12 protein-coding genes and 1 pseudogene are annotated in these 12,501 nt (G+C 61.1%); 8 read left to right on the forward strand and 5 right to left on the reverse strand.

Annotated elements, in window-relative coordinates; genetic code table 11:
- Positions 1-18 precede the first annotated feature (18 nt).
- A complete protein-coding gene (locus EDE05_RS02630) occupies positions 19-1,272 on the forward strand; it encodes an aminopeptidase (protein ID WP_134099833.1) in 1,254 nt (417 codons plus the stop codon).
- Positions 1,273-1,277: 5 nt separating this feature from the next.
- Here the strand turns inward: EDE05_RS02630 and EDE05_RS02635 are convergent, their stop codons facing one another.
- A complete protein-coding gene (locus tag EDE05_RS02635; RefSeq protein WP_134099836.1) occupies positions 1,278-2,387 on the reverse strand; it encodes an endonuclease/exonuclease/phosphatase family protein in 1,110 nt (369 codons plus the stop codon).
- A gap of 159 nt (positions 2,388-2,546) precedes the next feature.
- Here EDE05_RS02635 and EDE05_RS02640 point away from each other — a divergent pair, with 159 nt between their 5' ends.
- Complete coding sequence (locus tag EDE05_RS02640; protein ID WP_134099839.1) at positions 2,547-3,488, forward strand: cyclase family protein; 942 nt, start codon at positions 2,547-2,549, stop codon at positions 3,486-3,488.
- 3 nt (positions 3,489-3,491) lie between these two features.
- Here the strand turns inward: EDE05_RS02640 and EDE05_RS02645 are convergent, their stop codons facing one another.
- Positions 3,492-4,085 carry an NAD(P)H-dependent oxidoreductase gene (locus EDE05_RS02645; protein WP_105370382.1) on the reverse strand — a complete coding sequence of 198 codons (594 nt, stop codon included), beginning with the start codon at positions 4,083-4,085 and terminating at the stop codon, positions 3,492-3,494.
- Positions 4,085-5,689: an exodeoxyribonuclease VII large subunit gene (gene xseA, locus EDE05_RS02650; protein ID WP_134099842.1), complete on the reverse strand. Its 1,605-nt coding sequence runs from the start codon at positions 5,687-5,689 to the stop codon at positions 4,085-4,087. The genes EDE05_RS02645 and xseA overlap by 1 nt, the downstream gene beginning before the upstream one ends.
- 292 nt (positions 5,690-5,981) lie before the next feature.
- Between xseA and EDE05_RS02655 the strand changes: the two genes are divergently transcribed.
- Complete coding sequence (locus EDE05_RS02655) at positions 5,982-6,299, forward strand: hypothetical protein (RefSeq protein WP_134099845.1); 318 nt, start codon at positions 5,982-5,984, stop codon at positions 6,297-6,299.
- A 74-nt stretch (positions 6,300-6,373) separates the two neighbouring features.
- Positions 6,374-6,604, forward strand: a complete 231-nt coding sequence (locus EDE05_RS02660; RefSeq protein WP_105370379.1) for a hypothetical protein — start codon at positions 6,374-6,376, stop codon at positions 6,602-6,604.
- Between the two features lie 19 nt (positions 6,605-6,623).
- Here the strand turns inward: EDE05_RS02660 and EDE05_RS02665 are convergent, their stop codons facing one another.
- Complete coding sequence (locus EDE05_RS02665; RefSeq protein WP_245519846.1) at positions 6,624-8,471, reverse strand: hypothetical protein; 1,848 nt, start codon at positions 8,469-8,471, stop codon at positions 6,624-6,626.
- Positions 8,472-8,610: 139 nt separating this feature from the next.
- On the opposite strand from EDE05_RS02665, the gene EDE05_RS02670 reads away from it, so the two are divergent.
- Together EDE05_RS02670 and EDE05_RS02675 are read left to right on the forward strand one after the other, a co-directional pair.
- Positions 8,611-9,615, forward strand: a complete 1,005-nt coding sequence (locus tag EDE05_RS02670) for a glycosyltransferase (protein ID WP_134099850.1) — start codon at positions 8,611-8,613, stop codon at positions 9,613-9,615.
- The gene (locus tag EDE05_RS02675) at positions 9,612-9,986 is read left to right on the forward strand and encodes a GtrA family protein (protein WP_105370376.1); all 375 of its coding nucleotides are present in this window, start codon (positions 9,612-9,614) and stop codon (positions 9,984-9,986) included. The genes EDE05_RS02670 and EDE05_RS02675 overlap by 4 nt, the downstream gene beginning before the upstream one ends.
- Before the next feature lie 12 nt (positions 9,987-9,998).
- Here the strand turns inward: EDE05_RS02675 and EDE05_RS02680 are convergent, their stop codons facing one another.
- The gene (locus EDE05_RS02680) at positions 9,999-10,985 is read right to left on the reverse strand and encodes a Gfo/Idh/MocA family oxidoreductase (RefSeq protein ID WP_134099853.1); all 987 of its coding nucleotides are present in this window, start codon (positions 10,983-10,985) and stop codon (positions 9,999-10,001) included.
- A 196-nt stretch (positions 10,986-11,181) separates the two neighbouring features.
- Here EDE05_RS02680 and EDE05_RS02685 point away from each other — a divergent pair, with 196 nt between their 5' ends.
- Together EDE05_RS02685 and EDE05_RS02690 are read left to right on the forward strand one after the other, a co-directional pair.
- Positions 11,182-12,132, forward strand: coding sequence for an aldo/keto reductase (locus EDE05_RS02685; protein ID WP_134099855.1), 951 nt, complete (start codon positions 11,182-11,184; stop codon positions 12,130-12,132).
- Between the two features lie 85 nt (positions 12,133-12,217).
- A pseudogene (locus tag EDE05_RS02690) lies at positions 12,218-12,501 on the forward strand (IS110 family transposase); the annotation flags it as partial.

The raw sequence follows: 12,501 nt of genomic DNA on the forward strand, positions 1-12,501 counted from the left end.
GAAAGCAGAGGGCCATCCATGACAATCGTGCCGAATTTTCAGACCGTCGTCGATCCTCAGAAACTCGAAAAGCTTGCGGAAGTGGCCGTCAAAGTGGGGCTCAGGCTCGAAGGGGGTCAGGATCTGGTGATCACGGCACCACTTCCGGCCCTGCCGCTCGTACGCCTGATCACCAAACATGCCTACAAGGCCGGTGCGGGCCTCGTCACCACCTTCTATTCCGACGAAGAGACGACGCTTGCCCGCTACGAGCATGCCCCAGACGCCAGCTTCGACAAGGCCTCCGACTGGCTCTACGAAGGCATGGCGAGGGCCTATGCGAATGGGGCGGCGCGGCTTGCGATTTCCGGAGACAATCCGATGCTGCTCGCGGCTCAGGACCCCGCCAAGGTAGCCCGCGCCAACAAGGCCAATTCGATGGCCTACAAGCCGGCCCTCGAAAAGATCGCCAATTTCGACATCAACTGGAACATCGTTTCCTATCCCAATCCCTCCTGGGCTCGCCAGGTATTTCCGGATGTCCCCGACGATGTCGCCGTCGGCAAACTCGCCGAGGCGATCTTTGCGGCATCGCGCGTCGATGTCGCCGATCCGATCACGGCGTGGGCGGAACACAACGCCAATCTCAAGAAGCGCTCGACCTGGCTGAATGGCGAGCGATTCGCGGCCCTCCACTTCACCGGTCCCGGCACCGATCTGACGGTCGGCCTTGCCGACGACCACGAGTGGCACGGCGGAGCTTCCACCGCCAAGAACGGCATCACCTGCAATCCGAACATTCCGACCGAAGAGGTCTTCACCACGCCGCACGCGCTCAAGGTCGAGGGTCATGTGTCGAGCACCAAGCCGCTGTCACACCAGGGGACGCTGATCGACAACATCCAGGTGAAGTTCGAGGCCGGCCGGATCGTCGAGGCCAAGGCTTCAAAGGGCGAGGAGGTGCTGAACAAGGTGTTGGACACGGACGACGGCGCCCGGCGGCTCGGCGAGGTGGCACTGGTGCCGCATTCGTCGCCGATCTCCAAAAGCGGCGTGCTTTTCTACAACACCCTGTTCGACGAAAACGCCTCCTGCCATATCGCGCTCGGCCAGTGCTATTCGAAATGCTTCCTCGACGGCGCCTCGCTCAGCCAGGAGCAGATCAAGGCACAAGGCGGCAATTCCAGCCTCATCCACATCGACTGGATGATCGGATCCAACCAGGTGGATATCGACGGCATCCGAGCTGACGGCTCTAGGGTCGCGGTCATGCGCAAGGGTGAGTGGGCCTGAAAACCCTAGATATCCAGATCGACCCAGATGGCGGCATGGTCGGATGCCGCTTGCTCCGGGCTTGTGACCTGCGGATAGGTGTCCCAGCGCTTCGGCCTTGATCCCGGCCAGGCGCCCTTGCGGAAGACTCCGCCCCGTTCCACCGTCTCAAAGAGTTTGGGCGAAAGCAGAAGATAGTCGATCTTGTTGTCGGCATTGCCGAGCCCGAAGGTTCCCGGATAGCCGCCGTCGTCGAATTGCGGATGAACGAAGGCGTCCTTGAGCGACGTCTGCATCAAGGGTGCCAGCGGCGCGCTGTCCGGCGTGTCGTTCAGATCGCCGATGACGGCGATGTGTTCGAAGCCGGCGGACAGCAATTGTTCGTAGATCTCTGCAACCCGGGCCGCCTGCGCCTTGCGGCGTGCGTCGGAGGATTGAGCGCTGCCAAAACCCTTGCTCTTGAAGTGGTTGACCAGAACCACCAGCTTCGTTCCCCTCGGGGTCGTGATGTAATATTCCGGGCAATCGCGGGAAAAGACCGGGTCTCCATTCGCACCGCGGTCGTCCACATGGCTGCGCATCATGTCTATGACGTAGTTCTCGCGCGTCATGATGCCGACATCGATACCGCGATCATCGTTGCCGTCGATGACCATCGCCTGCCGATAAGGCTTGCCGTTGATCGCCGGGAGAATTTGGTTGTTGAAAGCCCAAAGAACCGGTCGGCTTTCGGCCTCGACAACGCCCAGAACATCCGCTTCGATGTCGTGCATCACGCGGGCGGTGTTTCGCATGGCCTCTTCGTCCACTGGCTCATCACGCAATTCGAGTGACCCCACCCAATCGAACCGTCCGTTTGCGGTGATCACAACACCACCGGTCCTCGGCCGCTTGAGGAGATTGCCTCTATTGCGCCTGAGAATGACGAATGGGCCGGTGTCGCTCTTCTCCATGCCGAGTTCGACAACCAGCTCCGCCATCCGCGCCTTGTCCGCAGGGCTGTATGTTACCTGCCCCAGGCGCTTGTCCAGCTCGGCGAACTGCTCCAGCACCTTTCTACCTTCGGCCCAGGTTTCGAGGTTCATCGCTTTGGCGCGGTCGAACAGGTTTTCAACGTTGAATGCCGCCAATCTCATGTGCCCCTCCCATTGTATCCGTGCGAAGGTAACACGTTTCTGTTGCATTTACGTGTCTGGTCCGAAGTTGACTTTTCCTCCGTTGCGGCAGGAGATTGAGAGTGCCGGCATATTCCAGGTTCCGGCTGACGATGACGAAAGCCAAAAAGGGAAGTCGCGATGTTTAGCTCATTTGTTCGTCTGGCTGCGCCGATTGCTGCAGCGCTTCTATATATTGCGCCGATCACCACTGCATTTGCCGAGGAGCCCGGGCTGTGGAAGGTCTATAACGAGACGCTGAAAGGCGCCAAATACGTCGATCTCACGCATACCATCACACCAGACATCCCTGTCTGGGCAGGCTTCGGAAAATCGAGCTTCGGGCAGGCTGCAGCCGGCGCCGATCTCGAAGGTTATGCCAAGAAGGGCGACACCTTCACCTACGAGAAACATGGCTTCAACGCCTCCACCTACAATCTCGCAACCGATCAGCTCGGCACGCAACTCGATCCGCCGGCCCACTGGGCGCCTGAATATGCTGCTATCGATGAAATCCCTGCGACCTATGCGGTGCGGCCGCTCGTGGTCATCAATATCGAAGATAAGGTGAAGGCCGACGCGGGCTATCATCTGCAGGTCGCCGACATCACGGGTTTCGAAGAAAAGCACGGGCGCATTCCGGAAGGCTCCGTCGTCTTCGTGCGATCCGGCTGGTACAAGAAGTGGCCGGATCCCTCGCTCTCCACGACCCGTCCCTTCCCCGGCGTTTCCCTCGACGCACTGAAGTTCCTGCATCTGGAACGAAAGATCCTTTTTCACGGACATGAGCCGCTGGATACGGATACAACGCCGACACTCGAAGGCGAGCACTGGCTAATGCACAATGGCTTCGCGCAGGCCGAAGGCGTGGCCAATCTCGACAAGGTACCGGAAACGGGCGCGCTGGTGGCGATCGGTTATCCCAAATTCGGCGGCGGGGTCGGCGGTTATGCCCGCTACATCGCGATCTGCCCGCCGGATTGGCAGTACGGCGTGACGGTGGGCTCAGTCCCGGAAGCGCCGCTGCAGAAATTCGACAAGCCCCTGCATTTCGACGAGAAGGCGGGGATGCGGATTCGCTGAGATCTACCGGAAATCCTGGAGCGCGGCCTTCACGCGTTCCAGGTGCCGCCTGCGCTTGCCGTCGGTCGCACGGTCCATGTCGTGCAGGGCCAGCATGCGGAAATCGACTTTCCGGTTACAGAAGATGGCGATACCGCGCTTGAGCTGCCGCCGCACCGGGTCGCCCATGTAGAACCGGACGACCCACCACGGCGAACCGGTCGTCGTGAAAGCCCAAAAGTGGCGGATATTGGTGAGAAGCGGTACGATCCTGCCGCCGTCCTTGTCATGCCGGAATGCCACGCCGGGAGCGAAAACGCGGTCGAAGAAGCCTTTCAGCACCGCCGGCAGGTTGAACCACCATTGCGGGAAGACCAGCATCAACGCTTCGGCCTGACGCAACCTTGCAACCAGATCGGCGACATCGGAGGTGTCGTAAGGCACATCGAAATAGCGGCGCCTCTCTTTCTCGGTCAGCCGTGGATCAAAGTTCTCGGCGTAAAGATCAAGGAGGTCGACCGTATGGCCATTCGCCTCCAGCGTTTCCCGTATCGTCCGCGCAACGGAGGCTGCGAAACTCTCCGGCAAGGGATGGGCCAAAACCAGGAGCACGTGCATCAGAAGAGACTGCCCTGCTTCGGGGCGCCGCCCGCGGTTTCGGCCTTGGCAGGCCGTTTCTTCGCCTGGGGGGGCGGGGTCGAACCAGTTGCCTCGCCCTCACCGCCCGTGATCGCGGCGATCCGGCCATCGGCGAACTCCAGCGATACACCAAGCCCCTCGCCGATCCCGGCGGCGCGCGTAAGCGGCTTGTCGTCCTCGCCGCGAACGACCGCAAAGCCGCGTTTCAATACGTTCTTGTAGGAAAGCGACTGCAGCACCCTATCCTGCGCCATAATCGCAGAGCGACCGCGGAGGAGCGTATGCGACATGGCCGTATCGGCATGACGGCCAAGCGAGACCAGATGCTGGCGTTCGCGCGCCAGTTGGCCGAGCAGCCGCGGCGGCAAGGCGGACAATGAAGCGCCTGCCTTAGAAAGCCGATTATGCTCCTTCAGCAGCTGACGTTCCAGGCAGCGCTCGCTGCGCGTGAGCCGGTCCGCCAGCAATTGCCGTTGCTGGGCCAGCCTGTTGGTGAGCAGGTCGAGCCTCAGGCCGGAGGAAACGCGCTCGAAACTGCGCCGTTTGACGACGGTGGTACGCTCCAGCCCGCGACCGAGGCCGGCGGCAGCCTCGTCGAACCGGCGGCGTGGCAAAGCCAGCAACTGGTCGAGCGAAGGAAGCGCCCGGACGAGCGCCCGCAACGATTGCCGCCGGTGGTCCATCTGCCGGGTGGCGCAGCCGCGCAGGCGAGCGGTCAAATTCGCTATCTGAGCATCCAGATCAGCCTTCACCGGCACCGCCATTTCGGCAGCCCCGGTCGGGGTTGGCGCCCGGACATCGGCAGCGTGGTCGATCAGCGTCCAGTCCGTCTCATGGCCGACAGCCGAAATCAGCGGAATCCGACTATCGGCCGCTGCGCGCACGACCGCCTCGTCATTGAAGCTCCAGAGATCCTCGAGGCTGCCGCCGCCGCGGGCGACAATCAGCACGTCCGGCCGCCTTACAGGGCCGCCCGGCTCGATCGCGTTGAAGCCGCGGATGGCTGCCGCCACCTCGTCGCCGGAACCCTCGCCCTGAACCTTCACCGGCCAGACGATGACATGCACCGGGAAGCGATCGGAAATACGGTGCAGGATATCGCGGATCACCGCCCCCGTCGGGGAGGTCACGACGCCGATGACATGCGGAAGGAACGGCAAGGACCGTTTGCGGCTCTGGTCGAACAATCCTTCGGCGGCGAGCCTGCGGCGGCGCTCGTCCAGCAGCGCCATCAGCGCGCCCGCGCCTGCGGGTTCGAGGTTCTCGATGACGATCTGGTATTTCGACGAACCGGGGAATGTGGTGACCTTGCCGGTGGCAATCACCTCCATACCCTCCTCGGGGCGAAACTTGATGCGGGGGAATGTGCCCTTCCAGATCACCGCGTCGATGCGCGCCCGATCGTCCTTGAGAGAGAAATAGGCATGCCCCGACGAATGCTGGCCGCGGTATCCGGAAATCTCGCCCCTCACCCGCACATGGTCGAACGCGGTCTCGACCGTGCGCTTGATCGAGCCCGAAAGCTCCGACACCGAAAACTCGGTCAGGTTCGTCGGCGAATCGTTGGGGATCAGGCTGTTCATTTCTTCCTTCTAGAGGATATGGCCGGCAAATTCATCACTGCCGTAACCACAGAACCGTGGACGATCAAATCCAAAATAGCTCATCTCAAGGCGATTCCCTTGGGCGCCTCAGTCGCGCCGCTCTCGTTGACCGGTGCGCTCGCCTGCTTATCATGCGCCTTTTCTTTTTTTGTCTCGGCCACATCTTGTCCTGGAGAATGACCTGTCCGCTCCGGGGAGCAGAGGAGAGCGACAATGGCATGGAGCGACATTTACCGAGATCGCCTGGCTGCTTTGATAACGATGGCCCCTTATGCAGCCTGAACGCCTGTTGCTTCGCTTCCAGGATAGGTCCCAGGCGGTTTTCGTATTGAGCGCGGTCGGTCTCCGAGCGGATGCCATTCCGGGCGACGGGACCCTCAGTGAAGCCACTGGCGAGACGGCTGCGTTCGAAGGTGAGGTGGTTGCGCTGACATCTCCCCTGTCGGGCTACTACATCAACCTCGTCTGGAAGGGTGAGGTCCCGCGCGCATTGAGGCCATACGTCCTACCTGACGCGGTCGCGGCCAGGTTATCGGATTCTGCTGTGGCCCAGATCGAGCCATTTTCGCCCGATGCCGGGAATTTCTGAACGAAGGCGGGTAAGCATTTCTTAGGACGTGCCTCATATCCTCCCGGCAATACAGGGCAAAACGGAGATTTGAGGTGCTGTTTCTGACCGCTGCATCGATAGGCGTTTGTGCCGCCATGATGCGGTCCGCCTTCTCCATGGCCTTTGTGGCGTTCCTGATTGTCGTGACTTTCGCGCTCGCGACGATCACCTCGCCCGGCCCAGCGTCCTATCTCAATCTCCTCATCGCGATGCTCGGCTATAATGCAGGCTTGATCAATTTCCTGGCCTGTCTTCTCATCGCCAAGCGTTTGCGCGCTACCTGAGCCTGACCGATTTTTCAGTTCAACCGCCTGCCGGCAGCACCCGATAGAACTGAAAGCCTCCGTTCCTGATTTCGCCCACCGGCTGCAGATAACCCGGAACCGCGCCGCGTGCGAGGCCCGCATAGAAGCCGTCGGCCTTCAGGCGGATCAGGCTCCGGGTCTGCGGATCGGTCTCACAGAAAGCGACAATCGTCACACCTGCCCCTCTGAGGAAGGCCTCGGCCTCCGCTGGCTGGGCGAGGCCGATGTGCAGTTCCGTCAGCATGCCCTTCTGATTGCGATGGTAGGGGGCAGACAGGACCCTGTGCGGCGTCCAACGCAGAATATCCGCTCCGCTGTTCGACGGGGCTGCGACCACACCGGTGTCGAGTTTATTGAGGCTTGCCATGTCTGCGGCGCTGCCGCACTCGCCCGTCTCGGCACCGGACGCATCGGGCTCTCCCGGCTGGGAAAGCGCGGAAACGTCGAAGCCGTCTCTCCAGCCGTTGATCACAATCACACCGCCAAAAGCCCAGATGATCGGCACGGAAGCCAAAACGGTGCCTATGTAACCGAGCGCAAGGCCGATATGCTTTGGTCTGGCTGCAGCACGCTGTCTGAGGTCGGCGATCAGCAGCGACAACGGCAGGATGCTCAGCATATTGGCAAAGAACGCACCCCGCACCTGCACCAACGCCACGCCCCACGAGACACCGACCAGCGCAGCGAGGATGATATGGATTTCCACCGCCTCACCTCTGAGGCTGCGGCACAGACATATGACGATCGCAAAAAAGCCCACGGCGTAGAAGCCGCCCGCAACACCCGGTTCGGCAGCCATCTCAGTCAGAAATGGACGCGCTTCGCTCACGGCCTTCAGCCACAACTCGACCAGCATGGGGTCCAGCGATCCGAGCGGATCTCCAAGACAGGCCGGCGCGACGAGAACAGCCGCCAGAAGGATAAGGCCGCCGGTTATCGCGACCAACATCAAGCGGCCGGCTCGCGGGGGCGTTCTCGGCAGGCTCGCCATGAGGAAAAGTGCCGTACCCCCTAGCGCCGAAAGCGTATAAAAGCCGAAGGAGAGATTGTCGCAGGTAACCACGCCATAGGAACGCGGCGGTACCGTCAGGAAGAAAAAGGCCGAAATCGACAGGGTCAGGGAAAGGCCGAAGGCTCGGGCGGAACGGGCAAATGCCTCGCCATGCCACAGCCACTGCAGCGCGACAATGACGCAGGCAATGGCCACGAGCGGCACTGTTTCGGCACCGACCGCTATCGCGAGGGCGCAGGCGAAGGCCGCGGCTCCGTAGCTCGAAACCCTCTTCTGCGGATCAACCAGCATGGCGGCGATCCACATGGCGAGGACAAGCTGGACGTTGTGATGATCCAGCGCGCCGGGGGAGAAGCGCACGCAGGTGAAAATGAAAATCGCGCCAAGCCCGAGCCCGACATGCATGGCGGACGCGCCACCGAGTCGCCGGCAGGCAAGGCCGAGCGGGAAGAGCAGGAAAGGCATCAGCAGGAACGGCCAGAGCGTCGCCGCAACAGCTTCGGCCTGCAACGGCTCCAGAAACAGCGAGAACAGCTTGATCAGCCCGGCGATCGGCAGATCGACCAGACGCGACCAGTGCATCAGCGTGCCTTCCGCAAGCCCCAGGCGGTATTGCATCAGGTCGAACCAGTTCTGCCCGGCCAGAAGATCGCGCACCTCGACGAGTCGCATGACATCGTCGTTGTCGCGACCGATATAGTCGGTACTTCTGGGAAGAAAAATGAGGAGGCTCATCGCGGCGGTCACGAGCCAATAGACTGCGACCGAGGGCCATAACCTGGAGAACAACGGCGCGGCCAGCCGATCCGCCACAATTCCACCGGGCCTGTCCATCGTGCTTTCCGCCATATTCATCCGGGAAGTTGTCATCTCGCGAGGTGGCGGAAACGTAGCCTTAACCTTCCCAAGAAATAGTAAAGCCGACGGCGCAGTCAGTTCCTGCGTTGGATTTTCCGTGTATCGAGTGAAAATCATGACCGACGCGCTGACAGGCCATCCGGATATTGCCATCCTGCTGCCCTGCTACAATGAAGCAACGACGATCGCTTCCGTGGTTCGCGGGTTCCGGGAAGCGCTTCCGCGAGCCCGCGTCTATGTCTACGACAACAATTCCACCGATGGCACGGCGCTTCAGGCCATGCTTGCCGGCGCGGAGGTGATGCGCGAACGGCGGCAGGGCAAGGGTCATGTGGTGCGGCGGATGTTCGCCGATATCGAGGCCGACATCTACGTGATGGCCGACGGCGACGGCACCTATGCACCGCAGGACGCCGAAGAGCTGGTCCGCACGCTGCGGACGGAGCGCGCAGACATGGTGGTCGGCACCCGTCGCGGCGTCCATGCCGATGCCGGGCGCCAGGGCCATGCAGTCGGCAACAGGCTGTTCAATCTCCTCTACCGGACGATCTTCGGATCCGATTTCACCGACATCTTTTCCGGCTACCGCGCCTTCTCGCGGCGGTTCGTCAAAAGCTTTCCCGCCGTTTCCGGCGGCTTCGAAATAGAGACCGAGATGTCAGTCCATGCCTCCCGGCTCAAATTGCCGGTCTGCGAGATCGAACTCGACTACGGTCGGCGGCCGGAAGGCTCCCATTCCAAGCTTTCGACGTTCAGGGACGGTTTCAAGATCCTCTGGATGTTCGCAATGCTGATGAAGGAAACGCGGCCGTTCGCCTTTTTCGGCATCATCAGCAGCGCCTTCATGGCGGCAAGCATGATCTTCATGGCGCCTGTATTAGTTGCCTATTTCCAGACCGGCCTCGTCGAGCGCATGCCCACCTGGGTCTTCTCCCTGGTGCTGATGCTGATGTCCCTGCTGATATTTACTGCAGCGCTGATCCTCGATTCCGTCTCGCGCGCCCGCGCCGAACAGCTCCGCATCCATTACATGAACCTGCCCCGACGCGAGACGTCTTCGCAGCCGCAGCCGAAAACCCTTTCCGATAAACGCGGCAGAACCGACAAGAGTGCTGCATGAAACGGCTCTTCTGGTTCGTGGTTGCCGGCGGCAGCGGATTTCTGGTCGATGCCGCCCTCACTCACCTCCTCATCACCGTCATCGGGCTCAGCCCTTTTGCGGCCCGCGTTCCGGCAATCATGGCCGCCATGGCCTGGACATGGTTCATCAACCGCAACCGCACCTTCGGCCGCTCCCGCCATTCACTGGCCGCCGAAGGTTTTCGTTACTGGGCGGTGGGCGTCACGTCGGCGCTCCTCAACTATGCCGTCTATTCCCTGCTTCTCTACCGCGCGCCATTCCTGCAGCCCGTTGTGGCGATCGTTTTCGCGTCGCTTGCGGCCATGCTCTACAGCTTCTTCGGTTATTCGCGCTTTGTTTTCCGCCAGTAAGAACCGACAGCCCTAGACTTTTTCCCAACCATCATGGTCGCTTGCGCGATAGATAGCGTCGATGAACCGCTGGTTCAGCAGCGAGTTCTCGAGCGTCACCACCTCGGCCGGTTCGCCCTTGACGGCACGCGCGAACGCTTCCGCCTGCCTGCGATACTGGCGGCTGTCCTGGAAACGGAAGATCTGGGAAACGTCGTGCTTCTGGCTGGTGAGCTCGACCTCTTCCGCACCCCAGCGATCGGCGTTGAAGGGAGATTTCACCTCGATATAGCCTTCCGTTCCATGGAAAACCATGACCTGACGGCCGGCCATCTGGGTCGCCACGTAGAAAGTCATTTCGAAAGAACCGAAATCCGCCTTGACGCTCGAATAGATATCGGTGCCGAATTCCGGATCCCGTCTCGTGACGGCCTGCACGCGCTCGGGTTCGGCACCCGTTACGAAGCGCGTCGTGATGGTCGGATAAACCCCGATGTCCGGCAAAGCGCCGCCGCCAAGCTCCGGGATATTGCGCATATTGGAAGCGTCGCGGTTGAAATAGGTAAAGGCGCCCTGCACATGTTTCAGCTCGCCGATCGCCTTATCCTTCAGAAGCTCGCGCACCTTCAGCCAGACCGGCGCATAGGTCACCATGAAGGCTTCCGCGATCAGCACCTTGTGGCGATCGCGCGCAGCAATCAGCTTCTCGATTTCGGCAGCCTTCAGAGAAATCGGCTTTTCGCATAGCACGTGCTTGCCGGCTTCCGCCGCTTTCAGCGACCACGCCACATGCTGGCTCGTCGGCAGCGGGATATAGACGGCGTCGATGACATCCGAGGCCAGCATCTCCTCGTAGGAGCCGAAGGCATGGGGCGCGCCGAAACGGTCCGCCATGGCGCGGGCCTTGGCGATATCGCGGCTGGCAACCGCGGTCACCACGCAGTTTTCAGCATCCTGAATGGCCGGCACCACCAGCTCGCGGCCGATCCTCGCTGTCGACAGGATTCCAAAACGCAGCATAAGGCCCTCCATCAACACATTGCGGGGCCGCACCATATGAGGCCCCTCCGGCCGGCGCAATGGACGCGAGGGTTACTCGCGCTTGAAAAAATGATCTGGCGATCGAAATAGAGGCTGGTCGGCGGCGGTACATCCGTTAATCTCAAGTTCCTTTCCCGTACCCACCCCCGCTTATTTAGAAATTTTGGAGAATGTCATGGAGCTGCGCGCACTCGGCCGGACCGGTCTTTCCATTTCGCCCGTCGTTTTCGGCGGCAACGTATTCGGCTGGACCGCAGACGAAAAAATCTCCTTCGCCATGCTCGATCGTTTTTTCGATGCAGGCTTCAATACGATCGACACCGCCGACGCCTACAGCCGCTGGGTCCCCGGCCATCAGGGTGGAGAGTCCGAGGCGATCATCGGTGCATGGCTAAAGAAAAGCGGCCGCTCGCGAGACGAAGCGATCATCGTCACCAAGGTCGGATCCGATATGGGTCAGGGAAAGCGGGACCTCTCGGCCAAATGGATCCTCGAAGAAGCCGACAATTCGCTGCGTCGTCTGCAGACGGACTATATCGACCTCTATCTCGCCCACTGGCCCGACGAGACCACCTCTCACGAGGAAACGCTCGGCGCCTTCGCAAAGCTTAAGGAACAGGGCAAGATCCGCGCGATCGGCTGCTCGAATTACGATGCCGGGATGATGCAGGACTCCTTCGACGCTGCAGGCAAGGCCGGCCTGCCCCGCTACGACGTGCTCCAGCCAGAATATAATCTCTATACGCGGAACTCATTCGAAGGACCGCTTGCCGAACTCTGCCTCAGGGAAGAGATCGGCGTCATCAACTATTTCGGTCTCGCCTCCGGCTTCCTGACCGGCAAATACCGCGACAGGACGGATGCAGAGGGCAAGGCCCGCGGCGGCCGCGCGCTTACCTATCTGAACGACAAGGGATACCGCATCCTTGCCGCTCTCGATGAGGTGGCCGTCGAGACGAATGCCGAGCCTGCTTCCATCGCGCTCGCCTGGCTTATCCAGCGGCCGGGCATCACCGCGCCGATCGCCAGCGCCACCAGCATCGACCAGCTCGACGCGATCATCGCCGCCGGCAACCTGACGCTCTCGGACGACCAGATGAAACTGCTCACTGAAGCCGGCGCCTGAATCCGGGCACGCCGCGCCGCGCGTCCCACTCGCAAAGGAGGTGGCATGAAAGAGGCCACGTCCATGGAGAGAACGGATCTCTGAGATGCAGATGATCTTAGGACAGTCACGCTTTGCGCCGTTTGGCTTACCTTTCCTGGGTTTTCGCGAACTCAGTGAAGGAGAGCAAAGCGTGACTGCACCTTATGATTATCACATCGGCGTGGATTACCACAAAAGCTACAGCCACCTGGTCGTGCAAGATTCCGTCGGCAAGACGCTACGATCCGGGCGCGTGAAGAACGATCGTCGGTCGCTGGGGTCGTTCCTGGAGCGATACCGGGAGAACAGCCATGCGGTTGTCGAGGCGACCCGCAACTGGACGGTGAT

The organism is Neorhizobium sp. R1-B (assembly GCF_004368875.1).
Lineage (GTDB): Bacteria > Pseudomonadota > Alphaproteobacteria > Rhizobiales > Rhizobiaceae > Neorhizobium > Neorhizobium huautlense.

Bases quoted from the DNA above. Each gene is read 5' to 3' on its own strand.
- EDE05_RS02630 (WP_134099833.1), top strand. From the start codon at position 19: ATGACAATCGTGCCGAATTTTCAGACCGTCGTCGATCCTCAGAAACTC.
- EDE05_RS02635 (WP_134099836.1), bottom strand. From the start codon at position 2,387: ATGAGATTGGCGGCATTCAACGTTGAAAACCTGTTCGACCGCGCCAAA.
- EDE05_RS02640 (WP_134099839.1), top strand. From the start codon at position 2,547: ATGTTTAGCTCATTTGTTCGTCTGGCTGCGCCGATTGCTGCAGCGCTT.
- EDE05_RS02645 (WP_105370382.1), bottom strand. From the start codon at position 4,085: ATGCACGTGCTCCTGGTTTTGGCCCATCCCTTGCCGGAGAGTTTCGCA.
- xseA (WP_134099842.1), bottom strand. From the start codon at position 5,689: ATGAACAGCCTGATCCCCAACGATTCGCCGACGAACCTGACCGAGTTT.
- EDE05_RS02655 (WP_134099845.1), top strand. From the start codon at position 5,982: ATGCAGCCTGAACGCCTGTTGCTTCGCTTCCAGGATAGGTCCCAGGCG.
- EDE05_RS02665 (WP_245519846.1), bottom strand. From the start codon at position 8,471: ATGGACAGGCCCGGTGGAATTGTGGCGGATCGGCTGGCCGCGCCGTTG.
- EDE05_RS02670 (WP_134099850.1), top strand. From the start codon at position 8,611: ATGACCGACGCGCTGACAGGCCATCCGGATATTGCCATCCTGCTGCCC.
- EDE05_RS02675 (WP_105370376.1), top strand. From the start codon at position 9,612: ATGAAACGGCTCTTCTGGTTCGTGGTTGCCGGCGGCAGCGGATTTCTG.
- EDE05_RS02680 (WP_134099853.1), bottom strand. From the start codon at position 10,985: ATGCTGCGTTTTGGAATCCTGTCGACAGCGAGGATCGGCCGCGAGCTG.
- EDE05_RS02685 (WP_134099855.1), top strand. From the start codon at position 11,182: ATGGAGCTGCGCGCACTCGGCCGGACCGGTCTTTCCATTTCGCCCGTC.